The sequence below is a fragment of the Sphingomonas sp. GC_Shp_5 genome, from assembly GCF_026540855.1.
GTDB lineage: Bacteria > Pseudomonadota > Alphaproteobacteria > Sphingomonadales > Sphingomonadaceae > Sphingomonas.
In genome coordinates this window covers 1-23,718 of sequence record NZ_JALNUP010000034.1, presented here as the reverse complement: position 1 = coordinate 23,718, position 23,718 = coordinate 1, and the positions used below count along the sequence as shown (strand labels likewise).

General features: G+C 67.6%; 20 protein-coding genes and 1 pseudogene. 14 read left to right on the top strand and 7 right to left on the bottom strand.

Annotation, left to right across the window (positions count from 1 at the left end; translation table 11 throughout):
- Nucleotides 1-105: 105 nt before the first annotated feature.
- The 5 genes from OXR60_RS18370 to OXR60_RS18350 all read left to right on the top strand — a co-directional run bounded on the left by OXR60_RS18370 (nucleotide 106) and on the right by OXR60_RS18350 (nucleotide 6,790).
- Nucleotides 106-2,160 carry a protein-disulfide reductase DsbD domain-containing protein gene (locus tag OXR60_RS18370; protein ID WP_267397436.1) on the top strand — a complete coding sequence of 685 codons (2,055 nt, stop codon included), beginning with the start codon at nucleotides 106-108 and terminating at the stop codon, nucleotides 2,158-2,160.
- Between the two features lie 292 nt (nucleotides 2,161-2,452).
- Nucleotides 2,453-3,985 carry a circularly permuted type 2 ATP-grasp protein gene (locus OXR60_RS18365; protein ID WP_267397435.1) on the top strand — a complete coding sequence of 511 codons (1,533 nt, stop codon included), beginning with the start codon at nucleotides 2,453-2,455 and terminating at the stop codon, nucleotides 3,983-3,985.
- A complete protein-coding gene (locus tag OXR60_RS18360; protein WP_267397438.1) occupies nucleotides 3,985-4,920 on the top strand; it encodes an alpha-E domain-containing protein in 936 nt (311 codons plus the stop codon). Before OXR60_RS18365 ends, OXR60_RS18360 begins: the two co-directional genes overlap by 1 nt.
- Nucleotides 4,920-5,714 (top strand): transglutaminase family protein, encoded by a 795-nt coding sequence (locus tag OXR60_RS18355; RefSeq protein ID WP_267397434.1) that lies wholly within the window; start codon nucleotides 4,920-4,922, stop codon nucleotides 5,712-5,714. The genes OXR60_RS18360 and OXR60_RS18355 overlap by 1 nt, the downstream gene beginning before the upstream one ends.
- 74 nt (nucleotides 5,715-5,788) lie before the next feature.
- Complete coding sequence (locus tag OXR60_RS18350; protein WP_267397433.1) at nucleotides 5,789-6,790, top strand: cell wall hydrolase; 1,002 nt, start codon at nucleotides 5,789-5,791, stop codon at nucleotides 6,788-6,790.
- 19 nt (nucleotides 6,791-6,809) lie between these two features.
- On the opposite strand, the gene OXR60_RS18345 is transcribed toward OXR60_RS18350, so the two are convergent.
- Nucleotides 6,810-7,619, bottom strand: a complete 810-nt coding sequence (locus tag OXR60_RS18345) for an arginyltransferase (RefSeq protein ID WP_267397432.1) — start codon at nucleotides 7,617-7,619, stop codon at nucleotides 6,810-6,812.
- A 242-nt stretch (nucleotides 7,620-7,861) separates the two neighbouring features.
- On the opposite strand from OXR60_RS18345, the gene OXR60_RS18340 reads away from it, so the two are divergent.
- Entirely contained in the window at nucleotides 7,862-8,116 is a 255-nt protein-coding gene (locus tag OXR60_RS18340; RefSeq protein ID WP_267397437.1) for a hypothetical protein, read from the top strand.
- A 93-nt stretch (nucleotides 8,117-8,209) separates the two neighbouring features.
- On the opposite strand, the gene OXR60_RS18335 is transcribed toward OXR60_RS18340, so the two are convergent.
- Nucleotides 8,210-9,454: a threonine ammonia-lyase gene (locus OXR60_RS18335; protein WP_267397431.1), complete on the bottom strand. Its 1,245-nt coding sequence runs from the start codon at nucleotides 9,452-9,454 to the stop codon at nucleotides 8,210-8,212.
- 55 nt (nucleotides 9,455-9,509) lie between these two features.
- Between OXR60_RS18335 and OXR60_RS18330 the strand changes: the two genes are divergently transcribed.
- Together OXR60_RS18330 and OXR60_RS18325 are read left to right on the top strand one after the other, a co-directional pair.
- Nucleotides 9,510-11,228: an amidohydrolase gene (locus tag OXR60_RS18330; RefSeq protein ID WP_267397430.1), complete on the top strand. Its 1,719-nt coding sequence runs from the start codon at nucleotides 9,510-9,512 to the stop codon at nucleotides 11,226-11,228.
- A gap of 161 nt (nucleotides 11,229-11,389) precedes the next feature.
- A pseudogene (locus OXR60_RS18325) lies at nucleotides 11,390-11,702 on the top strand (GIY-YIG nuclease family protein).
- Nucleotides 11,703-11,972: 270 nt separating this feature from the next.
- Here the strand turns inward: OXR60_RS18325 and OXR60_RS18320 are convergent.
- The 3 genes from OXR60_RS18320 to OXR60_RS18310 form a co-directional block, all read right to left on the bottom strand.
- Nucleotides 11,973-12,668 carry a response regulator transcription factor gene (locus OXR60_RS18320; RefSeq protein WP_267397429.1) on the bottom strand — a complete coding sequence of 232 codons (696 nt, stop codon included), beginning with the start codon at nucleotides 12,666-12,668 and terminating at the stop codon, nucleotides 11,973-11,975.
- Between the two features lie 100 nt (nucleotides 12,669-12,768).
- Nucleotides 12,769-13,863 (bottom strand): AI-2E family transporter, encoded by a 1,095-nt coding sequence (locus tag OXR60_RS18315; RefSeq protein ID WP_267397428.1) that lies wholly within the window; start codon nucleotides 13,861-13,863, stop codon nucleotides 12,769-12,771.
- A gap of 64 nt (nucleotides 13,864-13,927) precedes the next feature.
- The gene (locus OXR60_RS18310) at nucleotides 13,928-14,845 is read right to left on the bottom strand and encodes a LysR family transcriptional regulator (protein ID WP_267397427.1); all 918 of its coding nucleotides are present in this window, start codon (nucleotides 14,843-14,845) and stop codon (nucleotides 13,928-13,930) included.
- A 123-nt stretch (nucleotides 14,846-14,968) separates the two neighbouring features.
- Here OXR60_RS18310 and OXR60_RS18305 point away from each other — a divergent pair, with 123 nt between their 5' ends.
- Nucleotides 14,969-15,730 carry a pirin family protein gene (locus tag OXR60_RS18305; RefSeq protein WP_267397426.1) on the top strand — a complete coding sequence of 254 codons (762 nt, stop codon included), beginning with the start codon at nucleotides 14,969-14,971 and terminating at the stop codon, nucleotides 15,728-15,730.
- 90 nt (nucleotides 15,731-15,820) lie between these two features.
- Entirely contained in the window at nucleotides 15,821-16,420 is a 600-nt protein-coding gene (gene wrbA / locus OXR60_RS18300) for an NAD(P)H:quinone oxidoreductase (protein WP_267397425.1), read from the top strand.
- Nucleotides 16,421-16,650: 230 nt separating this feature from the next.
- Here wrbA and OXR60_RS18295 read toward each other — a convergent pair whose 3' ends face one another.
- Nucleotides 16,651-17,394, bottom strand: a complete 744-nt coding sequence (locus tag OXR60_RS18295; protein WP_267397424.1) for a M15 family metallopeptidase — start codon at nucleotides 17,392-17,394, stop codon at nucleotides 16,651-16,653.
- A gap of 83 nt (nucleotides 17,395-17,477) precedes the next feature.
- On the opposite strand from OXR60_RS18295, the gene OXR60_RS18290 reads away from it, so the two are divergent.
- Nucleotides 17,478-18,191, top strand: coding sequence for an RNA pseudouridine synthase (locus OXR60_RS18290; protein ID WP_267397423.1), 714 nt, complete (start codon nucleotides 17,478-17,480; stop codon nucleotides 18,189-18,191).
- A gap of 4 nt (nucleotides 18,192-18,195) precedes the next feature.
- Nucleotides 18,196-18,618, top strand: a complete 423-nt coding sequence (gene arfB, locus OXR60_RS18285; protein ID WP_267397422.1) for an alternative ribosome rescue aminoacyl-tRNA hydrolase ArfB — start codon at nucleotides 18,196-18,198, stop codon at nucleotides 18,616-18,618.
- A 106-nt stretch (nucleotides 18,619-18,724) separates the two neighbouring features.
- On the opposite strand, the gene OXR60_RS18280 is transcribed toward arfB, so the two are convergent.
- Nucleotides 18,725-21,805 carry a TonB-dependent receptor gene (locus tag OXR60_RS18280; protein ID WP_267397421.1) on the bottom strand — a complete coding sequence of 1,027 codons (3,081 nt, stop codon included), beginning with the start codon at nucleotides 21,803-21,805 and terminating at the stop codon, nucleotides 18,725-18,727.
- Between the two features lie 515 nt (nucleotides 21,806-22,320).
- Between OXR60_RS18280 and OXR60_RS18275 the strand changes: the two genes are divergently transcribed.
- Together OXR60_RS18275 and OXR60_RS18270 are read left to right on the top strand one after the other, a co-directional pair.
- Nucleotides 22,321-22,806 (top strand): GAF domain-containing protein, encoded by a 486-nt coding sequence (locus tag OXR60_RS18275; protein WP_267397420.1) that lies wholly within the window; start codon nucleotides 22,321-22,323, stop codon nucleotides 22,804-22,806.
- 116 nt (nucleotides 22,807-22,922) lie between these two features.
- On the top strand, nucleotides 22,923-23,718 hold a 796-nt coding region (locus OXR60_RS18270; protein WP_267397419.1), incomplete at its 3' end, for an RcnB family protein.

Genomic DNA, 23,718 nt, shown 5'->3' with positions numbered 1-23,718 from the left:
CGATCGGCGCCGCGGCGGCTGAAGCGAGCAGAACGGCGGCGATCAACGTTTTCATGGACTTCCCTGGGGTGCAATGACGGGGCGTCGCGGCTATGCTCCGCGGCGATGACGTTCGCAATGCGCGCGCTGTATGGCGCTCTGATGACATTCTCGCTCGCCCTGGTGGCGGTGATGATCGGGGTGCCGCCCGCCGCGGCCGACGCGTTCGGGCCAATGGGCACGCCGCACCTGGCGATGCGGCTGGTGACGGAAAGCGATCATCCGCGCGCCGGCCAGACGGTGATGCTGGCGATCGACACCCGGCCCGAGGCGGGCTGGCACGGCTATTGGCGCAACCCGGGCGACGCCGGCTTCCCGGCCAAGCTCGACTGGACCCTCCCCAAGGGCGCCACCGCGAGCGCGCCGCAATGGCCGGTGCCGACGACGCTGCTGATCGCCGGGCTGATGAACTATGTCTACGAGCGGCCTTATGCGCCGCTGGTGACGCTCAATGTGCCGGCAGGGCTCGCGGCAGGCACGGCGCTGCCGGTCAAGCTGCACATCAGCTATCTGGTCTGCACCAGCTCGCTGTGCGTGCCCGAGGACCAGACGTTGTCGCTGGCGCTGACGGTGGGCGACGGCGCCGCCACCGCCGGCCCGGCGTTCGACGGCTGGCGCGCGGCGATCCCCAAGCCGCTCGACGCGGCAGCGACCTATCAGGCCAAGGATGGCGCGGTAACGCTGGCGGTGCCGCTGCCCGCCTCGGCCAGCGTCAAGGACGCCTATTTCTTCGCGGTCACCGAGCATGCGCTCGACTATGCCGCGCCACAGACCGTGACCCGCGACGGCGACCGGCTGATGATCGCGACCAAGGGCAAGCCCGCTGGCGCGATCGAGGGCGTGCTGCGGATCGGGCCGACGCTGGGGCTCACCGTCCGCGCGACGCCGGGCGCGGCGGCTGCATCCGGCAGCATGGCGTCGACCGGCGACGGCTGGGCCTGGTCGGCGCTGGTGGCGTTTGCCGGTGCGCTGCTCGGCGGGCTGATCCTCAACGTCATGCCCTGCGTGTTCCCGATCCTCAGCCTCAAGGCGCTGAGCCTGGCGCGCGCCAATGCCGGGCCGCGCGAGGCGCGGGGCGAGGCGCTCGCCTATACCGGCGGCGTGGTGATGGTCTGCCTGGGCCTCGGCGTCGTGATCCTGGCGCTGCGCGCCGGCGGCTCGAGCGCGGGCTGGGCGTTCCAGCTGCAGGACAGCCGATCGATCGTGGTGCTGCTGCTGCTCAGCGTCGCCATCGCGTTCAACCTTGCCGGCCTGTTCGAGGTGCCGATGCCACGCTTCGCCGGGCGCGGCGGCACCGGCGGCGCGTTCATGACCGGTGCGCTGGCGGCGTTCGTGGCGACGCCCTGCTCGGGTCCGTTCATGGGCGCGGCGCTCGGCGCGGCGCTGGTGCTGCCGTGGCCGGCGGCGATGGCGGTGTTCGCCGGGCTCGGCATCGGGCTGGCGCTGCCGTTTCTGCTGATCGGCTTCGTGCCGGCGCTGCGCTCCCGGCTGCCGCGGCCCGGCGCGTGGATGGAGCGGCTGCGGCGGATCCTCAGCGTGCCGATGTGGCTGACGGCGCTGGCGCTCTTCTGGGTGCTCGGCCGGCAGGCCGGCGTCGACGGGGTGATCTTCGCGCTCCTCCTCGCGATGATACTCGGCCTGCTGCTGTGGGTCGCAGGTGGGCGCCAGCATCGCGGCCTCAGCTTCGGGCTGGTGCCGGTGATCGGGATCGTGCTGGTGATCGCGGCCGGGGTGACGACGCGGCTGCGGCCGGTGGCGGCCGGCCCGGCGGCGTCGGCGGTCGCCGGCGCGGACGCGGCGTTCAGCGAGGCCAAGCTCGATGCGCTGCGCAAGCAGGGGCGGCCGGTGTTCGCCTATTTCACCGCCGATTGGTGCCTGACCTGCAAGGTCAACGAGAAGGCGGCGATCGAGACCGCGGGGGTGCGTTCGGCGTTTGCGGCGAAGAAGGTGGCGGTGCTGGTGGGCGACTGGACCAATGGCGATCCGGTGCTCGGCCGCTTCATCCAGGCGCACAACCGCGCGGGCGTGCCATTGTATCTCTATTATCGCCCCGGCGCGGCCGAGCCCGAGGTGCTGCCGCAGGTGCTCACCCCGGGGATGCTGGAGAAGCTGGGCGGGTGAGCGGTGTGTCGGCGCCCAGCGCATTGTCACCGCAGCGCAGGCTGGGGTCGTCTGCGGCTTGTCCTGCCTGCCTCGAGGAGATCCCAGCGTTCGCCGGGATGACGATCTGGGGCTGGGCGCGGCCGCGCGGGGCTGGGCCCATCGGGGGATGATTGCGGTGCCGGCGTCGATACCCGCCTAATGTGCCATTAACGCACCAAGCTGCTGCTGCTGCGCACCATTCAGCGCTTGTGCGTCCCGATGAACCCGCGCAGCATGGAACCAGGGGCAGCTGGAGGACTTTACGGCTTCGATGGGGAACAGACCGGCTTTCGATGAGATCATGGGCATGACCGGCGAACAGCCGCCTCGGCCCCCGCTTGCAGCCCTTGGCCGGTGGCTGGAGGAGACGCCGGATCACGACCTGCGGCGTCGCCAGGAGACGGCGGAGACCACCTTCCGCCAGCTCGGCATCACCTTTGCCGTCTATGGCGACGACGAGGCGAGCGAGCGGATCATCCCGTTCGACATCGTGCCGCGGGTGTTCCTCGCCGACGAATGGGCGCGCCTGTCCGAAGGGCTGGTGCAGCGGGTGGAGGCGATCAACGCCTTTCTCGACGACATCTACGGCGAGCGCCGGATCCTCAAGGAAGGGGTGCTGCCGGCCGACCTGATCCTCGGCAACCCGCAGTTCCGCCCCGAGATTGCCGGCATGCGCCCGCCGCACGGGATCTGGGCGCATATCTGCGGGATCGACCTGGTCCGCACCGGGCCCGACGAATTCTACGTGCTCGAGGACAATGCCCGCACGCCATCCGGCGTCAGCTACATGCTCGAAAACCGCGAGGCGATGGTGCGGCTGTGTCCCGAGCTGTTCCGCGAATATCGCGTCGAGCCGGTCGACAGCTACCCCGACCGGCTGCTGGCGACAATGCGCTCGGTGGCGCCGCGCGGCACCGGCGCCAACCCGGTGTGCGTGGTGCTGACCCCCGGCCATTACAATTCGGCCTATTACGAGCACAGCTTCCTTGCCGATTCGATGGGGATCGAGCTGGTCGAGGCGGCGGACCTGGTGGTCGACGACGACCAGGTGTGGATGCGCACCATCGCCGGCCGGGTGAAGGTGGACGTGATCTATCGCCGGGTGGACGACGATTATCTCGATCCGCTGGTGTTTCGCGCCGATTCGATGCTCGGCGTGCCCGGGCTGATCGCGGCCTATGCCGCGGGTAATGTCGCGATCCTCAACGCGCCGGGCAACGGCATCGCCGACGACAAGGCGATCTACAGCTACATGCCCGAGATCGTCCGCTTCTATTCGGGCGGCGAGGCCAAGCTGCCCAATGTCGAGACCTGGCGGTGCCGCGAACCGCAGGCGCTGCGCTATGTGCTCGACAATCTCGGCGACGTGGTCGTCAAGCTGGTCGATGGGTCGGGCGGCTATGGCATGCTGGTGGGGCCGACCGCGTCGAAACAGGAGATCGAGGATTTCCGCGCCGCGCTGATCGCCGAGCCGCATCGCTACATCGCCCAGCCGACGCTGGCGCTGTCGACGGTGCCGACGCTCGCGGACAGCGGCCTCAGCCCGCGCCATGTCGACTTCCGCCCGTTCGTGCTGACCGGCTCCAACGGCGTCCAGGTGGTGCCGGGCGGGCTGACCCGCGTCGCGCTCAAGGAAGGCTCGCTGGTGGTCAATTCGAGCCAGGGCGGCGGCACCAAGGACAGCTTCGTGCTGATGGCCGATGGCCCCGGGCAGAGCCAGTCGCTGGGCGGGATGACGCAGTCGCAGGGCCCCGGCGGGCAGATACAGGGTCTCGGCGGGCAGGCGCGGGGCATCCACGCATGATGCTCTCGCGCACGGCGTCGTCGCTGTACTGGCTCGGCCGCTACATCGAACGCGCGGATTTCATCGCGCGGCTGATCGAGGCGACGGTGCGGCTCGACGTGATGTCGTCGCGCCCGGCGGGCGAGATCGCCTGGTCGTCGGCGCTGGCGGTCACCGAAACCGAGGATGCGTTCGCGGCGAACGGCGGGGCGATGACCCAGGCCGACGTGGTCCGCTTCCTCACCTATGACACCAGCCACCCCGGATCGGTGGCGCGCTGCCTCGATCGCGCGCGTGACAACGCCCGCGCGGTGCGCACCGCGCTCAGCCGCGAGGCATGGACCGCGATCAACCGCGCCTGGCTGTTGTTCGAGAAGCGCACCAGCGTCGGCGATACCGCCAAGGCGCTGGGGCTGGTGGAAGCGGTGAAGAACGAGACGCGCGGCTTCGAGGGCGCGGTTCACCAGATGCTGCGCAACCAGTCGCACTGGTTTATCCGCCTCGGCCAGGCGGTGGAGCGCGCCGACAACACCGCGCGGCTGGTCGACGTCAAATACCATATCCTGCTGCCGGCGGGCGAAGTGGTGGGCGGGGTGGTCGATCGCGATCAATGGACCACGATCCTGCAGACGGTGTCGGCGGTGACCGCCTATCGCTGGCTCTATTCGGACGGGCTCACGCCCGCCAACGTCATCGACCTGCTGATCGCCAGCCCCGAGCTGCCGCGCAGCCTGGTCGCCTCGGCGGAGACCGCGGTCGACATCCTCGGGCTGCTCGCCGAGCGCACCGGCAGCCATGGCGAGGCGGACCGGATGGCGCGGATGCGCGCGGCGCGGTTGGCGCGGACCCGCTCGGGCGAGGTGATCGCCGGCGGGCTGCATCAATATCTGCAATCGTTCATCGACGAGAACAGCCGGCTGCACGAGGCGATCGGCCGCCAGTTCAGGTTCGGCTGATGCGCCTGTCGATCGATCATCGCACCGTCTACCGGTTCAGCGCGCCGCAGGTACGAATCGTCCAGATGCTGCGGATGACGCCGGAGAACAGCCACGACCAGACGGTGGCGCGGTGGCGGATCGATGTCGATTGCGACGCGATCATGCGCCGCGGTCGCGACGGTTTCGGCAATGCCGTGACGATGCTCTATTGCGACGGGCCGGTGACCAGCCTGGAGATCGCGGTGCGCGGCGAGGTGCTGACCAGCCATTCCGACGGCGTGGTGCGCGGTGTCGCCGAGGTGTTGCCGCCGGCGCTGTTCCTGCGCGCGACCCCGGCGACGACCCCCGACGAAGGGATTGCGGCATTTGCCCGCGGGCTCCACGACGACCGCACGATCGCGTCGCTGCACCGCATCAAGCAGGCGCTGCACGAGCGCTTCGGCCGTGATTGCCGGCGGCCCGAGGCGGGGCTGAGCGCGGGCGAGGCGTTCGCGCGCGAGGCGGTGACGTCGCGCGACCTTGCCCATATCTTCGCAGTGGCGGCGCGCAGCATCGGCGTGCCGGCACGCTACGTGTCGGGCTACAGCCTGGTCGACGGCAGCCACCGGCCGACGCCGCACGGCTGGGCCGAGGCGCATGTCGACGGGCTCGGCTGGATCGGCTTCGATCCCTGGACGGCGCGCTCGCCCGAGGAGGAATATGTCCGCGTCGCCGCGGCGCTCGACGCGACCGGCGCGGCGCCGGTAGCGGGATCGCGGCTGGGCGAGGGCGAGGAGGAGCTCGACGTCGACGTGTCGGTGTCGCAGGCGTAGCTGAACCCGACCGGTCGCGACGCGGCGGCGGGTTAACCGTGTCCTAACCCAAGCGCCTTAGGCGTCGAGGCTGGATGACACAGCCTCGCCCCCCGATGATCTATCATGGCTCGCTCGTCGTGGCGCTGCTCGCCGCCAGCTCGTGCGCACCGTCGGAGCGGGTGAGCCAGGCGGTGCCGCCGCGCGCACCGGCGACCGGCAAGCAATTGCTCCACGACCTTGCGCTCGACGTGCCCGACCGGCCGGAGCTGTCGGCGGCGCTGACCCCGGCGCCGGCCGACGATGCCGCCGCGGCGTTCGTGCCCGCGGCGCCGCCGTTCCTCGCCGCGGCGCGCAGCGACGACGATGCCGCGCGCGCGGTCGATTGCCTGACCGCGGCGGTCTATTACGAGGCGCGCTCCGAGCCGATCGACGGCCAGCGCGCGGTGGCGCAGGTGGTGCTCAACCGTGTCCGCGACCGCGCCTTTCCCAAGAGCGTGTGCGGCGTGGTTTACCAGGGGTCGACGCGGCGCACCGGCTGTCAGTTCAGCTTTACCTGCGACGGCTCGATGGCCGCGGCGCGCGACGAACGCTCGTGGTTGCGCTCGCGGGGCGTCGCCGAGCAGGCGCTCGCCGGCAGCGTCTATGCGCCGATCGGCGCGGCGACCTTCTACCATACCGGCGCGGTCTACCCTTGGTGGGCGCCGAGCCTCGCGCGGATCGGCATGGTCGGCTCGCATATCTTCTATCGCTGGCGCGGCGCGATGGAGCGCGCGCTGTCGTTCCGCCAGGCCTATGCCGGCACCGAGCCGGTTGCGCCGAGCGCCTTTGCCGCCGGCGTGGGCATGCAAACCGCCGGTGTCGACGACAGCGGCGTCACCGTCCATCGCGGCCAGCTGGTGGCTGCGGTCACGCCCGCCGTGGCGAGCGAGGTGCCAGACGCTCCCGATGGGGTGACGGTGCATGTCGGACCGCGGCGGATCACCGTGGCGTCAGGCGTGCGGATCCATGTCGGGGCCGTGGCGCCGCGCGGGCGTGTCGCGCCCGTTGTCGATTCGCAGGGCGCGACCATCGGCGAGGAAGGCGACCCGATCTGACGCCGGGGCGCGGCGGCTGTCAGCCGGGTTGCAGGCTGACGGTGCGGATCGTCGGCTCGGGAGGGACGATGTCCGCATCCTCGATCAGCCGCCAGCCGGTGGGGCCGAGCACCTCGAGCGGGCGGTAGCGGGTCTTGTACGCCATCCGCGCCGAGCCCTTCACCCAATAGCCGAGATAGACGTAATCAAGCCCGGCATCGCGCGCGCGGGTGATGTGATCCATGATGATGACGTTGCCGAGCCCCGGCCGGGCGCCGCCCTGCTCGGCTCCGTCATCGTCGTCGGCGGCGAAGAAGCTGTAGATCATCGACAGGCCATCGGCCTGACGATCGGTGAGGCAGGCGCCGACCAGCCGGCCGCGCACCCCGTTTACCGATGGCGTGCGATATTCAATGATCAGCGAGTTGACCGGCGAGTGCTCGACCATGTCGGCATAATCGTCCTCGTCCATCCCCGCCATGCCGCCGCCAGGGTGGCGCGCCGACAGATAGCCGCGCAGCAGCTGGAACTGCTCGTCGGTCGCCCAGGGGCGGCAGGCGGTGACCTCGAGGTCGGCGTTGCGCTTGAGCAACTTGCGCTGGGTGGAATTGGGCTGGAAATCGCGCGTCACCACCCGCACCGACACGCAGGCGGCACAGCCCGCGCACGACGGCCGATAGGCGACGCCCTGGCTGCGGCGGAAGCCGATCCGGCCGAGCGCGTCGTTGAGTTCGGTGGCGTTGGGACCGTTGAGCTCAGTGAACACCTTCCGCTCCTGGCGCCCGGGCAAATAGGGGCAAGGTGCTGGACTGGTGACGAAAAAGCGCGGGAAACGGAAAGGCGCAGTCACCGCCGGTGAAACCTCATGATGCAGGTGGGCCGCACAGGCGGCGTGAAGCATCTATATGTGATACCGCACCGATTCTGAAAAGGCGCTTTACCATGAAAGTGGGTTAACCCGGGGCTACCACAGTTGTTTTGCACCCATTTCGGTACAGGGACGTTGCTAATGTCGCGCCGTGGAACAATAGTACCGACTTCGCGTTAGGCGCGACGAGTGAACGACCAACTATTGGGAGTATGAGTATGAAGATGAAGACGCTGAGCGGCTCGCTGGCCGCCCTCGCCATGGCCGCCTCGCCGATCGCAGCGGCACCGGCGTTTGCCGCTCCCAGCAACCCGGCGGCTTCGCTGTCGGTGTCGAAGAGCGTCCGCGCCGGCACCCCGACCACCGGCAAGAACAAGGCTGCTGGCGGCGGCGTGCTGCTCGCCGGCCTGATCGCGGCCGGTGTGGTTGCCATCGGCGTGGTTGCTGCCACGCAGAGCGACGATTCCGACAGCAACTAAGCTTTCGGTCTTGTCACGAGACGGGGGTCGCAACCACGGGTTGCGGCCCCCGTTTTGTTTTAGACCAATCTTCTCAGGATCTTGTCTGGCGCCTCAGGCCTGTTCGACCATGCTGGTCTCGTAGCCCGCCTCGCGCAACGCCGCGATCAGCCGGTTGAGATGATCGCGATCGCGCGCCTCGCATTCGATGTCGGTGATCAGCCCTTTGGCGGGCAGGCTGGTGAAGATGCGCTGGTGATACACCTCGATGATGTTGACCCGCTCCTGGTCGAAGATCCGCGCGACGTTGAACAGGGCGCCGGGCTGGTCCTGTAGCCGCACCCGCAGGCGGGCAAGGCGGCCCGAGCGGGCGAGATCGCGCAGCAGCACGTTGGCGAGCAGCCGGGTATCGATGTTGCCGCCGCACAGGATGATGCCGACGGTGCGGCCCTTGAAGCGCTCGGGATAGGCGAGCAGCGCGGCGAGGCCCGCGGCACCGGCGCCCTCGACCACGGTCTTCTCGATCTGGAGCAGCAGGCTGACCGCTTCCTCCAGCGCGCGCTCGCCGACCAGGACGATGTCGTCGACCAGCTCGGCGACCATCCGCGAGGTGATTCCGCCCGGCTCCTTGACCGCGATGCCCTCGGCCAGCGTGTCGCCGGCGCAGGGCATGTTGGTGCCGCGGATACGGTTGTACATCGAGGGGAACAGCTCCGCCTCGACGCCGACGACCTCGATCGGATGACCGGCCGCGCGCGTCACGGTGGCAGTGCCCGAGATCAGCCCGCCGCCGCCGATCGGCACCAGAAAGGTGTCGAGCCCCGGCACGTCCTCGAGCATCTCCACCGCTGCGGTGCCCTGGCCGGCGATCACGCGGGGATCGTCGAACGGGTGGACGAAGGTGTAGCCGCATTCGCCCTCGAGCACGCGGGCGTGGGCGTAGGCGGCGTCAAAAGTGTCGCCTTCCAGCACCACCTTGGCGTGGTGACCCTCGGTCTGGATCACCTTCACCGTGGGGGTGTTGCGCGGCATCACGATCGTTGCCGGGATGCCGAGCCGATGGGCATGATAGGCGAGGCCCTGGGCATGATTGCCGGCCGAGGCGGCGATGACGCCCTTGGCGCGCGCCTCTGGCGAGAGCTGGAGCAGCGTGTTGAGCGCGCCGCGCTCCTTATAAGCCGCGGTGAACTGGAGGTTCTCGAACTTGAGATAGACCTTGGCGCCGGTCATCTCGCTGAAGGTGCGGCTGATCAGCGTCGGCGTGCGCACAATGGCGTCGCGGATCCGCGCATGGGCGGCGTGGATATCGTCGATCGACACGGGCGACACGAACGGCGTGGGCGCTGGGTGGGTAGCCATCCCCCGGCGCTAGACCATCTGGCGTGGTGGGGGAACACCGCTTATGCGCGGCACCATGGCATCATCGTCACCGATCGCTCCCGCTAAACCCGTCATTGCGGCAGGCTTCCCCCTCTTCACCGGACGTGCCGCCGCCGCCGCGGCAGCGCTGCTGCTCGGTCTCGCGCCGTTGCCCGCCGCGGCGGACGCGCTGATCGACAACGTCAACGGCATGACGCTGGACAAGGACGGCAAGGTAATCCGCTTCCAGGCGATGCTGCTGTCGCCCGACGGCCATGTCACCCGGCTGCTCGCCGCCAAGGACAAGCGGCCCGACAAGCTCGACTGGCGCGCCGACATGAAGGGGCGGACGCTGCTGCCCGGGATGATCGACGCGCACGGCCACATCATGGAACTCGGCTTCCGCGCGCTCGAGCTCGACCTGTCGGACACCCGCACGCTTGCCGAGGCGCAGGCGAAGATCGCGGCCTATGCCAAGGCCAATCCCGAGCGATCGTGGATTCTCGGCGGCGGCTGGAATCAGGAGGTCTGGGGCCTGGGCCGTTTCCCGACCGCCGCCGAGCTCGACGCCGCGGTGCCCGACCGCCCGGTGTGGCTGGCGCGCGCCGACGGCCATGCGAGCTGGGGCAACACCGCCGCGCTGAAGGCCGCGGGGGTGACCGCCAAGAGCGTGGCGCCGGCCGGCGGACGGATCGAGAAGGGCGCCGGCGGCCAGCCCGCGGGCGTGTTCGTGGACGCCGCGCAGGCGCTGGTCGGCAAACTAGTGCCGCAGCCGCTCGGCAAGGATCGCAACGCCGCCTTCATCAAGGCGCAGGCCATGTTGATGAGCTATGGCATCACCGCCACCGCCGATATGGGCACCAGCCTCGACGATTGGCTGACCTATCGGCGGATCGGCGACCTCGGCGCGCTGAGGGTGCGGATCATGAGCTATGGCCTGGGCGTCGAGACGGCGGTGCAGATCGGCGGCACCGGGCCGACGCCGTGGCTCTATGGCGACAAGCTGAAGCTCGGCGGGGTCAAGCTCTATGCCGATGGCGCGCTCGGCTCGCGCGGGGCGTGGCTGAAGGCGCCTTATGCCGATGCGCCGGGGCAGTCGGGGGCGGGGTTCATGTCCGATGACGTGATCCGCAACCTGATGAGCCGCGCGGCGATGGACGGCTATCAGGTCGCGGTGCATGCGATCGGCGATCGCGCCAACGCCGAGGCGCTCGATGCGATCGACGAGATGGCGCAGACCTACAAGGGCGATCGCCGCTGGCGGATCGAGCATGCCCAGATCGTCGATCCGGTCGATCTGCCGCGGTTTGGCAAGAACGGCGTGATCGCCTCGATGCAGCCGACCCATCAGACCAGCGACCGGACGATGGCGGAGGCGCGGCTCGGCCCGCAGCGGCTTGCCGGCGCCTATGCCTGGGCCTCGATGCTGCGCAACGGCGCGACGCTCGCCTTCGGCTCGGACTATCCGGTGGAAAAGCCCGATCCCTGGGCGGGCTGGGCGGCGGCGTTCACCCGCCAGGATGCCGAGGGGCAGCCGTTCGGCGGCTGGCGGCCGGAAGAAGCCGTGACGCGCGAGCAGGCCTGGTGGGCCTATACCGTGGGCGCGGCCTATGCCGAGTTCGCCGAGGACAAGTTCGGCCGGCTCGCCCCCGGGCAGCTTGCCGACTTCATCATCGTCGATCGCGATCCGCTGCTCGCGAGCGCCACCGAACTGCGGGCGACGAAGGTGCAGGAGACGTGGATCGGCGGAACCAAGGTCTGGGAGCGGAAGTAGGGAGGGCGTCGTTCCGCACGACGGCCGGCGCGCAGGCGGATGGGGTCGGCCATGGGCTCTGAAACGAGTTCAGGGTGACGAAGAGGTGGGATGCCCGGTGGTGTGCGCCAGCGCTTGCCGTCATCCTGAACTTGTTTCAGGATCCATGGCCTGAACTCGCCATGGGGCTGCCCGATGGAGAAGACTCCCGCCGTCTACATCCTTGCCAACCACAAGAGCGGCACGATCTACATCGGCGTGACCAGCCAGCCGATCGGCCGCTGGTGGTAGCATCGCGTCGGCGTGATCAACGGGTTCACCCGCCGCTATGGTGTTCATCGGCTGGTGCATGTCGAATTCTTCGGCGCGATGGAGCCGGCGATTTTGCGCGAGAAGCAGCTCAAGCGCTGGCACCGCGCGTGGAAGATCAACCTCATCGAGGCCAGCAATCCGCAATGGCGTGATCTGGCGCTGGATCACGGACTCAGCCGGTAGGTCACGCTTGCGGCGCGCGACGGGCGGATGGACCCTGAACCACGTTCAGGGTGACGGGACGTTGATCGGGCGGCTTGGTTGCCAACCTTCGCTGTCATGCTGAACTCGTTTCAGCACCCATCATCATCGCGCGCCGCAGACTCGCGGAAAGCGTAGGCCATGGATGCTGAAAAAGTTCAGCATGACGAGAAGGAAGTGGCGTGTGACGCGCGCGAAAAAGGCCGCGGCGCCCCCCGACGCCGCGGCCTTGTCGCTGCCGTATCGGCAGGATCAGGCGACCTGGACCACCTCTTCGGGCTCGCGCAGCACATAGCCGCGGCCCCAGACGGTCTCGATGTAATTCTCGCCATCGCAGGCGAGGCTGAGCTTCTTGCGCAACTTGCAGATGAACACGTCGATGATCTTGAGCTCGGGCTCGTCCATCCCGCCATACAGGTGGTTGAGGAACATTTCCTTGGTCAGCGTGGTGCTCTTGCGCAACGAGAGCAGCTCGAGCATCGCATATTCCTTGCCGGTCAGATGCACCCGGCTGCCATCGACCTCGACGGTCTTGGCATCGAGATTGACCGCGAGCTTGCCGGTGCGGATCACCGACTGCGAATGGCCCTTCGAGCGGCGCACCACGGCGTGGATGCGCGCGATCAGCTCCTCGCGGTGGAACGGCTTGGTGACGTAATCGTCGGCGCCGAAGCCGAAGCTGCGGACCTTGCTGTCCATCTCGTTGATGCCCGAGAGGATCAGCACCGGGGTGGAGACCCGGGCGACGCGCAATTTCTTGAGCACGTCGTAACCATGCATGTCCGGCAGGTTGAGATCGAGCAGGATGATATCGTAATCGTAGAGCTTGCCGAGGTCCAAGCCCTCTTCGCCCAAATCGGTGGTATAGACGTTGAACCCCTCGGTCCCGAGCATCAGCTCGATGGCCTTGGCCGTCGTCGGCTCGTCCTCGATCAGCAGCACCCGCATTGCGTCGTCCCCTGTTGGCGAGCCCGTGGAGCACCCCTGCTCACGGCCGGCCCTGATTCATTAACCAAAGAACATCTGAAGGCAAAAGGTTAATTCCGATTTAATCGCCGGAATCAGGGGAGTCACGCGGAATGAGATCGGGGCCGAGCAGAGTCTGGTGGCGCGCGCGGGGAATGTCTTCGCCAAGAACTTCACGCAGATAGAGACTGCGCACCAGGGTGAAGATCACCACCAGCAACGCCGCCGAGAAGAACAGACCGAAGATGCCGAAGATCACGCCGATGCCGAGGATCGCGAACACGGTGATCGCGGGCGGGATCGATATCACCCGATTCTGCACATAGGGCGTGATGAAGTTGGTCTGGACCAGCCGCACCAAGGCATAGGTGACGAGCGCACCGATCAGCGAGCCGGTGCCCTGAGTCGCGGCGAGGCCCAGCGCTGGGATCATCGCCGCGGTGGGGCCGATATAGGGGATGAACTCGCTGAGGCCCGCGAGCAGGCCGAGCGCGGCGGCCGAGGGCACGCCCGCGGCCCACAGGCCGAGCCCGATCAGCACGCCCATGCTGGTCATCAGGATCAGCGACGAGCGCAGCCACAGTCGCAGCGTCGAGCCGACGTCGAACAAGGCATCCTCGATCGCGGGGCGCTTGGCCGGCGGAATGAGGAACAGGAAGCCGCGCTGGTAGATGCCTGGATCGGCGGCGAAAAAGATCGCGCCGACGAGGAGCAGGATGCAGTTCAGGAGCAGCTCGCCGGCGCCCGCGACCAGCCCGCCGACGTCCTGCGCGACCTTGGAGCCGGCATAGGCCTGCTGCACCGCGTCGACGATCTTGGCGCCGACCGCAGACTGCGACAGGTAGCGCGCGAGCTGGTCGAGCAGCCCGGGCAATTGGGTGACGAGCACGTTGACCTGCTCGCGGAACTGGACGCCGAACAGCCAGACCAGAAAGGCGACGACACCGAGCGCGGTAGCGATGCCGAGGCCGAGCGCGGGCTTGGCCGGCACGCGCAAATGATCGTGGTAGAGATCGGCGATGGCGTGGATCGCGATCGCGCCGAGCATCGATCCAAAGGCGAGGATCAGCAGGTTGCCGGCGCGGAACAGCGCCGCGGCAACGGCGACGATGACCAGGATGTAGAGGATCCGGCGGATGAAACGTGAATCATCGGCGTCGGGGGCGAGGCGGTTCATGCGGGTGGGGACACGGTCATGACCGTATCAATACGGTAGAGGGGCAAAGGGTCCGGCGACCGGCTCACGCCGCCTTCGCCTGGCTGAGCGCCGAGGGTTCGCGCAGCCGCTCCGACAGGAAGGTGATCAGCGCCTCGACCCGTGCCGGCCGCAGCGGGCTGGGCGGGGTGAGGAGATGGAGGCCGATCGGTGACGGCGGCCAATCGGTGAGGATCTCGACCAGCCGGCCATCGGCCAGATAGGGGCCGACGATGAAGCCCGGCAGGCGGGCGATGCCGAGGCCGGCGAGCAGCGCGGGGACGATCGCCTCGCCGCTGTTGGCCACCAGCGGCCCCTGCGGCTTGACCGACACCTCGGCGCCGCCGGGGCCGCGAAAGCGCCATGGGCCGGCGACGTTGGAATAGCCGAACAGGCGATGGTCGCCGAGCTGGCCGGGGTGGGTCGGCGTGCCGTGCGCCGCGAGATAAGCAGGGGCGGCGACGGTGTGGGCGGCGATGCTGCATAGCCGGCGCGCGCGCAGCGAGCTGTCGGGCAGGTCGGCGATGCGCAGCGCGACGTCGAAGCCCTCGGCGACGATGTCGACCTTGGCATCCGAGCAATGCAGGTCGATCTCGATGCCCGGGTGGGCGGTCAGGAAGTCGGCGAGCAATGGCGCGACGTTGCTGACCCCGAAGCTCATCGGCGCCGCCAGCCGGACCCGTCCGGAGGGGGCGCTCGCCGCATCGCGCGCCGATTCCTCGGCGGCATAGGCCTCGGCGAGGATTCGCGCGGCATGCTCGGCGAGCGGCTTGCCGGCTTCGGTGAGGGCGAGGCGGCGCGAGGTGCGGTGGAACAGCGACTGGCCGAGATGCGCCTCGAGCCGGGTGATCGCCTTGGACACGGTGGCCTTGCTGAGGCCGATGCCCTCGGCGGCGCCGCTGAACGAGCGATGCTCCACCACCGCGGCGAAGATTGCCCAGGCTTCGAGATCAGGTAGTCGCATGGCGCTGGGATCCTCCGTCGATCGTCGCTGCCCGTGCATAGCCCGTGAAACGATCGGTTTCCAGCGTTTCCGTTTACGTGACGATTCGAGCTCTTATCTTGGCGGCAACAAAGGAGGCATCCCATGATCGCCACAGACACTGCTCCCCGCACCGACGCCGACACCAACGCTGCCATCGACCGCCGCGCCTTTGCGACGCTCGGCCATGCCAACCACGGCTGGCTCAACGCGCGCCATCATTTCTCCTTCGCCAATTACTATGACCCGCAGCGGATGGGCTGGGGCGCGATCCGCGTCTGGAACGACGACGAGATCGGCGCGCAATCGGGTTTCCCGCCGCACCCGCATGCGGACATGGAGATCATCACCTATGTCCGCACCGGCGCGATCACCCACCAGGATTCGCTCGGCAACAAGGGCCGCACCGAGGCCGGCGACGTCCAGGTGATGAGCGCCGGCAGCGGCGTGCGCCATGCCGAATACAATCTCGAGGACGAGACGACGACGATCTTCCAGATCTGGATCGAGCCGACCCGCAAGGGCGGCGCGCCGAGCTGGGGCGCCAAGCCCTTCCCCAAGGGCGAGCGCTCCGGATCGTTCGTGACGCTGGCGAGCGGCTTTGCCGATGATGGCGATGCGTTGCCGATCCGCGCCGAGGCACGGGTGATGGCGGCAACCTTGCGCGCCGGCGACACCGCGACCCACACCATCGGCGATGGTCGTCACGTCTATCTGGTGCCCGCCACCGGCAGCATCGAGATCGCCGACGAGCAAGGCGTTCCGGTCCGTTTCGAGGCGCGCGACGGCGCGGCGCTGTCCGGCGGTCGCACGGTGACGATCACCGCGCTGACCGATACGGAAATCGTGCTGGTGGACGCAGCGTAACCGCGTCTTCCATCGTTGGCGGCACCGGGGCAGTTCCTTCCGGTGCCGCCAACGCCATTATTTGTTCCACGCCCAAACAGGATTGATCCGATGACCAAGGTTCTGGTGCTTTATTATTCGTCCTACGGCCATATCGAGCAGATGGCCGATGCCGTCGCCGAGGGCGCCCGCGCCGCCGGGGCCGAGGTCGACATCCGTCGCGTCGCCGAGACCGCGCCGGCCGAGGTGGTCGCTGCCGCGCATTTCAAGACCGACACCGCCCACCCGCTGATCGAGAGCCCCGATGCGCTCGCCGACTATGATGCCATAATCGTCGGCGCGCCGACCCGCTTCGGCCGCATGCCGAGCCAGATGGCGAGCTTCTGGGACACCACCGGCGGCTTGTGGTTCGGCGGCAAGCTGATCGGCAAGGTCGGCGGCGCCTTTACCGCCACCGCCAGCCAGCATGGCGGGCAGGAGACCACATTGTTCTCGATCATCACCAATCTGCTGCATCACGGCATGACGATCGTCGGGCTCGATTATGGCTTCAAGGGCCAGATGGGTGTCGACGAAGTCCGCGGCGGCTCGCCTTATGGCGCCACCACCATCGCCGACGGTGACGGCAGCCGCCAGCCGCACGAGGAAGAACTCGCCGCTGCGCGTTATCAGGGCCAGCGGATCGCCGAGACGGCGGCCAAGCTGAAGTAAGCGGAGCGATGGGGGCGGCCGGTGGTTCGCCCCCATTTACTGGCGGCGATTGCATCCCGCCTCAGACCGTCGCCCCAGCGAAAGCTGAGGTCTCCCGCAACTCCTGTTCAGCGCTTGCCGCGAGAGAGCCCAGCTTTCGCCGGGATGGCGGTTTGACTGGTGCGACGGGGCGAGCGGAAATTCGATCTACAACGCCAAACTCGAGCTTCCGCTGGGATCACCTGTGGGGCTCAGCGGCGCCGGCGCACCTTCTTTGGCGGCGTCCAGGGCGGGACGGTGATGAACACCGGCGGCGGTGGTGCGTGGGTGAGTATCACCACCGGGTCCACCGCGGGGTCGGCGGGAAACTGGTCGCGGGCGCGGGCGAAGACGAAGCGGGCGCGGGCGGCGCCGGGGGCGCTGGCGCTGGTGCCGACCCAGCGCCAATGCCACGGCTCCCATTTCACCTGCTGGCGGTTACCGCCGGGAAAGCTCATTTCGAAGCCGTAGCGCGGCGCATTGGCCACCAGCCAGCGCGCTGCCGGCGTTGCCGCCATGCAGCCCTCGGCGTCGCGGCAGCCGTCGCGAATCGGCCGCACCGCGAAGTCGATCGCATAGCCGGTGGAATGCTCGCTATGCCCCGGTGGTGCTACCGAGATCGCACGATCGGTGTCATCTGCAGGATGATCGCGGCAGAACACCCCCGCCTGGCGCATCACCGAGCGGTGGCAGGACAGGCCGCGCAACTGGCCCATTACCGCCGGATCGCCGCGGGCGGCCGCGAGCAGCCGCTGCAGATCGGGGATCAGGTCGCGGCGGACCTTGCAGCTGTTGAGCGCGAAGCCGGCCGGCGCCTCGACCAGCTCGTCCGACGGTGCGTCGCCATAAGGCAGATGGCCGAATACGCGACCATCGCGCGAGATGATCGACGAGGCGCCGGCGCACAGCTGCGCCTGGGCGAGGGAAGGGCTGGCCATGATCAGCAGCGCGGCCACGGCGCGGGCGATCGGCGACGGACGCGGGCGATGCATTGCCGCGGCCTCTGGCATGCGGGCGCGCGCAGTGGCAAGGGCAGCGGATGCACGGCGACCATGTACTGTACCTCGATGGCGAGGCCCTGGTGATCGACAAGCCCTCCGGGCTTCCGGTCGATCCCCCTCGCGATGGCTCGCTGAGCCTGGAGAATCATCTCGATTCGCTGAAATTCGGCTTCAAGCGCTGGCCGCATCCGGTCCATCGGCTCGATCGCGACACCAGCGGCTGCCTGCTGCTGTCGCGCAACCCCAAGGCGCATGCCCGCTTCCAGCAGGCGTTCGAACAGGGCTTAGTGCAGAAGCGATATCTCGCCGTGCTGGAAGGCGTGCCCGCGGGCGCCACGGTGGGCGAGGGCGGCCTGATCGATCTCGCGCTCGCCAAGGTGAGCAGCCGCGAAACGGGCTGGCGGATGGTGCCCGATCCGGCCGGCAAGCCGGCGCGCACCGCATGGCGACTGCTCCATGTCCAAGACGGGCGCGCGCTCGTTGAATTTCGGCCCGAGACCGGCCGGACCCACCAGATCCGCGTTCATGCCGCGAGCGGACTCGGCGTTGCGGTGGTCGGCGACCCGACCTATGGCCAGGCCGATCCTGCCGGCATGCTGCTCCACGCGCGCGAGCTGACGGTGCCGCGCAAGGGCAAGGAACCGATCGTCGCGGTCGCGCCGACGCCCGAGCGGTTCGGCGTGTTCGTCGACGCCGATCCCGATGGCGCGGCGCCGACCTCGGCGCAGAAGGTCGATCCCGCGGCAGCGTGAGCGCATGGTCGCCATCCCCATCACCCGATCGATCGCGATCGACGACAGCGAGCTGATCGAGACCACCACGCGCGCCGGCGGTCCTGGTGGCCAGCACGTCAACACCACCGACAGCGCGGTGATCCTGCGCTTCGACGTCGGCGCCTCGCCGGGGCTGCCGATGGCGGTGAAGCACCGGCTTGCCGACCTCGCCGGCTCGCGGCTGACGCGCGACGGCGTGCTGGTGCTGCGGAGCGAGGGCTCGCGCTCGCAATTGCTCAACCGCCAGGAGGTGCGCGAGCGGCTGTTCGCGTTGATCAAGGAGGCGACGATCGTCCCCAAGAAGCGCCGCCCGACCAAGCCGACCCGCGCCTCGCAGACCCGGCGGGTCGACGGCAAGGTGCGGCGCTCGGCGGTGAAGGCGGGGCGGGGCAAGGTGCGGGATTAAGCCAGGCAGATATCGGTTAACGCGCGGCACCGCGAGGCGCGGAAAAGAAAAAAGCCGGCCGGACCGTGGTCCGACCGGCTTTTTGCTGCTGGCATGATACCGTCGTTTAGAAGTCCACGCCGAAGTTCAGGTGGAAATAGCGCCCGATGATCGCGCTATAGTACCGCGTCGTGCTGACATCATAGGGGAACGGTACACCCTTGTTGAGGACGTTATCCACCACCAGTCGCACATGATAGCGCTTGTCGATGTCATAGCCGGCCGAGGTGTTGAACATGAAATACTGCTTAACCTCCGGATACTCGTAGGTGGTATCTGGAGCGTTGACAGTGATCTTGGTCGGGCCGAAGTATTGCGTCTGCCACAAGAAGTTGAAGCCGCCGTTGAAGTAGTTAAGATTGGCGGTGAAATTATCGGCCGGCTCGGTTGAGGTGCCGACGGTGTAGGTCTGGTCGCCGCTCCCGATCCGGTAGAAGTGCTTGAAAGTGTGAAGATAATTCACGCCGAGATCAAGCATGCCGGCGCTTTCCGGCAGCCCGAGCCGAGTGAGAGGAAAGCGATAATCAACGGTCGCCTGCAACGCACGGAACTTTTCCACCGCCAGGTTGTAGTTGCCGCCGGTATACGACGTCACTTGACCATCCGCTCCACGGGTGAAGGTGCCGCAGAACGCGTTGTTCGGGAAATCGTCCGAATCATAGCAGGCATTGAGCAGATCCTGCGGCCCGAGAGTCGCAATCTCGTTCTTGATGTCGATGCTGACGTAGTCGGCCGAGGCGGTGAAGCCGGGCAGCCAGCGCGGCGTCAGCACACCGCCTGCCGTCCAGCTGTTGGCGACCTCGTTCTGGAGGTTGGGATTGCCCCCGGTGGTGCCCTGTACCGTGTAATCCACGATGTTCGAGGTAAAGTTGGCGGGCAGCCCGGCGGCGGCGCAATTGGCCTGCCGGCGTGCCGGGTTCGGGCCGGCATCCAAATAGCGGGCGTCGCACGGATCGTTGGCCGTATTGAAGACCTGACCGGTGGGGGCAAAGGCCTCGGTGATCGCCGGTGACCGGAACGACCGCGTGTAGTTGCCGCGGAAGCTGATGTCGCGGGTCGGCGCATAGACACCGCCGCCGCTGTAGGTCCAGAAGCCCTTACTGACGATGCTGTTATCGACGTAGCGGCCCGAGCCCTGGAGGCTCAAATTGTAGACCAGCGGCACGTTCATGGTCGGTGCCACCAGTGGCACGCTGACTTCCGCGAACGCCTCGTTGGTGTGATATGAACCTGACACCGGATCGATCGGGATAGAATTCCCATATTGTGTACGAGTGCCGTCGCCATTGTCTTCGCCGTAGTAGAAGGCGCCCGGATCAAAGTTCACGCCTTCGTAGCGGTGCTCATAGCCCAGCGAGAATTTGGCAGCGCCTGCGGGCAGCTTGACGATTTCGCCGCCGAGGCTGGCGATGATGTCATATTGCTCGTTAACCTGCGTGGTGCGGGCGTTGGCGGTGATGTAATCGAGCGCAGCCTGGCTCGCCTGGTTGACGCCGAACACGTCGAGCGGGGCGCAGGTGCTGCTGATCGTCGCGATGGTTGCATTGGTATAGCCGGGCGCGCAGACAATGTTGCCGCCTGCGTCGGTCGCCGCGTTAAGCGCGTTATAAAGGTTCTGCGTCACTACCTCGCGCGTCTTAGTCACCGACCGTACGTGGCCATAGGTGCCGCTGACATCCCAGGTGAAATTGTGGCTACCGACATTGAAGTCGCCAGCGAGATCGCCGACGAAGCGGTACAATTCGCTGGTGGTGGTGAACTTGCCGGTCGACAGATCGGTGTTGGCGCGAGCGAGGTAAAAGGTGCTTGGGTCCTGGCCATTGGCGACCAGGTTGCTGATGATCGTCGCCCGATCAGCATGGCTGAGATAGGGGTTGGCGGTGCTCAGGATGAGGTCGCCGTTGGTCTGCCCGGCGTCGTTGAACAGATAGGTGTTGTAGTAGGGCTGGGCGCTGAGATTGGTTGCCGATGTCCGGCCATACCAGCCTTCGGCCGAAAAGCGGACGTGGTCCGAGAAGTCGTAGTGCGTCAGCAATGTCGCTTGGACGCGATCGCTGCTGGTGATCAAATTGTCATAGTCGCCAATCGCGAAGCCGTCGCCGCCGGCGGCGTAGATCGCGCTGCCGGTTGCCTGGCCGGTGTTGAACACTGCGAGTTGGCCAGCGTTGTTGAAGTAGAGCGGCTGGCCGGCGGCGTTGGTAATCGAGGCGTTAGGTTGGCCGCCAAGGATCGGGTAGCTGTCCGCGAACAGCGGCATGCCGGTATTAGTGAACTCATTGTAGTGCTTGCCGCCATAGTACAACGAATTGACGTAGGGCGAATCGCCCGTCGATGTACCGAAGAACGGCGAGCTGCCACCCGTAGTGTAGCGCGCCGAAGTTGGCAGGCCGTCTTGGTGATTGTACTGGACCGACAACGTAATGTTGCCACGGCCTTCGGCGAAGTTCTTGCCCGCGAGCAGCGACACCTGCTGCTCCCCGGCATCGCCCTTCTCGGAGATGCCGGTCTGCGCGTCGAGGTGCAGGCCCTGGTAGTTCTTTTTCAGGATGACGTTGACGGTGCCCGCGATCGCGTCGGAGCCGTAGATGGGCGCGCCACCCACTGACAGCGTTTCGACCCGGTCGATCAGCGTGGTCGGGATCGAATTAAGGTCGACCGGACTGCCCGACACCGCGCCGAAGATCGATGAGGTCGCCGACGACACGAAGCGCTGCCCGTCGACGAGGCTGAGCGTGCGCTGCGCGCCGAGGTTGTATAGGTTGGCGAAGCTGGCGCCGGCGTTAAACGAGCCTTGCGAGCCGATCTGGCTGTTGGCGGGAACGCCGAAGGCGGGAAGCTCCTGCAGCGCGCGACCGAGATCGGTATAGCCACGCTGCGCGATCTCGGCGGCACCGAGCACTTCGGCGGGCTGATCGAGATCGGCGGCGGTGCGCTTGATGCGCGAACCGGTGACGATGATGGTATCGTCCTGCACGGTCGCTGCCACCGGCACGGAAGATGCGTCTGTCTGGGCTGCATCGGCCGCGGTCGCTGCTGGTGGCGCTGCCTGCGGATCGGTCTGCGCCATCGCGGCGGCTGGCACCATGATCGCTGCGGCACTGCCCAGCAGAACCAGGCGGGCGCCCAGCTTGTTGTTCGTCTTCTTCATTGTCACTCGGCCTCTGCTTCGTAGCCCCCAAGCCTGGGTGGTGCGGTGCAACAAACTGCTTGAGGGCAGCAGAGGCAAGGAAATATAATGTTACAATTCAATGTGATGTATGTGGCATCACATTTTTGCAACGGTAATGCTGCCGTGTAACCGGATGACCTTTTCGGGAGGATGGCCGCCCATCATGCCCGAAAGTGACATGGCGCTGTCGCGCTATCGAGCAGGCCGGATCAGCTGGTCTGGGCGGGAAGGGTCTGGTGAACACAGGGGGTTTCACGGCCGGTTGAAGGCAAGTGGCTGTGGCTGCGCAGGAGATTGCCTCCCTTCTGTCCTACAGCCGCCGAGCGGTGTACGTCGTCACAGTGGGAGCGTCATCGCGAACCGAAACGATGGGGTCGATCGTTTCGCGCGTGAGTGTCAACTTCCTCAACTTGTCACTGGCCCGCGCGTAATCGGCGGCCCTTGTGCAGCAGCGCCGGCCTGCGCACATGCGAAGCCTCTGCAGGGGAATTGACGTGTACCAGTTTGATGTCGCCGTCGGCTCAAAGCCGGAGCTCTATCGCGACCTGCTCGCCGCGGTCGACGCGCTGACCGCAGGCGAGCCCGATCCGGTCGCCAACATGGCCAATGCCGCGGCGGTGATCTGGCAATATCTGCCGGACCTCAACTGGGCAGGCTTCTACCGCAACGTCGCCGACGAGCTGGTGCTCGGGCCGTTCCAGGGCAAGGCGGCGTGCATCCGCATCCCGTTCGGCAAGGGCGTGTGCGGCACGGCGGCGACGAGCCGGACCACCCAGCTGGTGGACGACGTCCATGCGTTTCCCGGGCACATAGCCTGCGATGCGGCGAGCCGCTCCGAGCTCGTGGTGCCGATCGTCGCCGATGGCGTGCTGCTCGGCGTGCTCGATCTCGACAGCCCGGTGCCGGCCCGGTTCGATGCGGAGGATGCCGCCGGCTGCGAGGCACTGGTGGCGCTGCTCGGCGCACGGCTCGCCGGCTGATCCGAATCGGGACGTTCGCCAAGCTGGCGACTCTCCGGCCGGAATGGTAAGCATGTCGTCAATATTTTGTTAACCGTGATGCCCGGAGGCGGTGCGCGGGCAACAGGGAGATGACGATGCGGACCTTGGCGGTCACCGGACGGATCTTGATGGCGACGACGATGATCGCCGGTGCGGGGCTTGGCCTGGTCTCCGCGGGGAGTGCCGCGGCCCAGCAGCGGGTCGTCGCCCATGGTCCGGGCGCCGGTTATCCCATGCCCGGCACCGCACCGATGGCGCCGCGGATGGGCGTGGTGCGGCCGCCGGTGATCGCGCCGGGACCGGTGCGGCCCGGCACCGGCGGTCGGCCGCATGGACCGCGCTGGGGCAGCAAGATCGGTGGCCACTGGTGGGGCGGGGTCAACGCGCCGGGCGGCTGGAACGCCTATCGTCGCCCGCACCGCGGCTGGGTGGTGCCCAATTACTGGATCAGCCCGCGCTTCTACATCAGCGACTGGCAGGGCTATGGCCTGTCGCAGCCGCCTTACGGCTATAACTGGCTGCGCTATTATGACGATGCGGTGCTGATCGATTCGCGCGGCTCGATCTACGACACGGTCGAGGGGCTCGACTGGGATCAATATGATGTCGCCGATGGTGATTACGGCGCGGATGACGAGCAGGTCTATGCCAGCCCCGCCGATCGCGGCGGCTATGACGAGCGTGGTTATGACCGCGGCTATGATCATCCCGGCTATGACGATCACGGCCCGGCGCGGCGGAGCGACGGCGTAGGCGGCGCGGTCGCCGGCGCGGTGGTCGGCGGGGTCGCCGGCAATGTGATCGCCGGGCGGGGCAACCGGCTGGGCGGCACGCTAATCGGCGCCGGGGTCGGCGCGGCAGCGGGCTATGCGGTCGACCGCGGCGCCGATC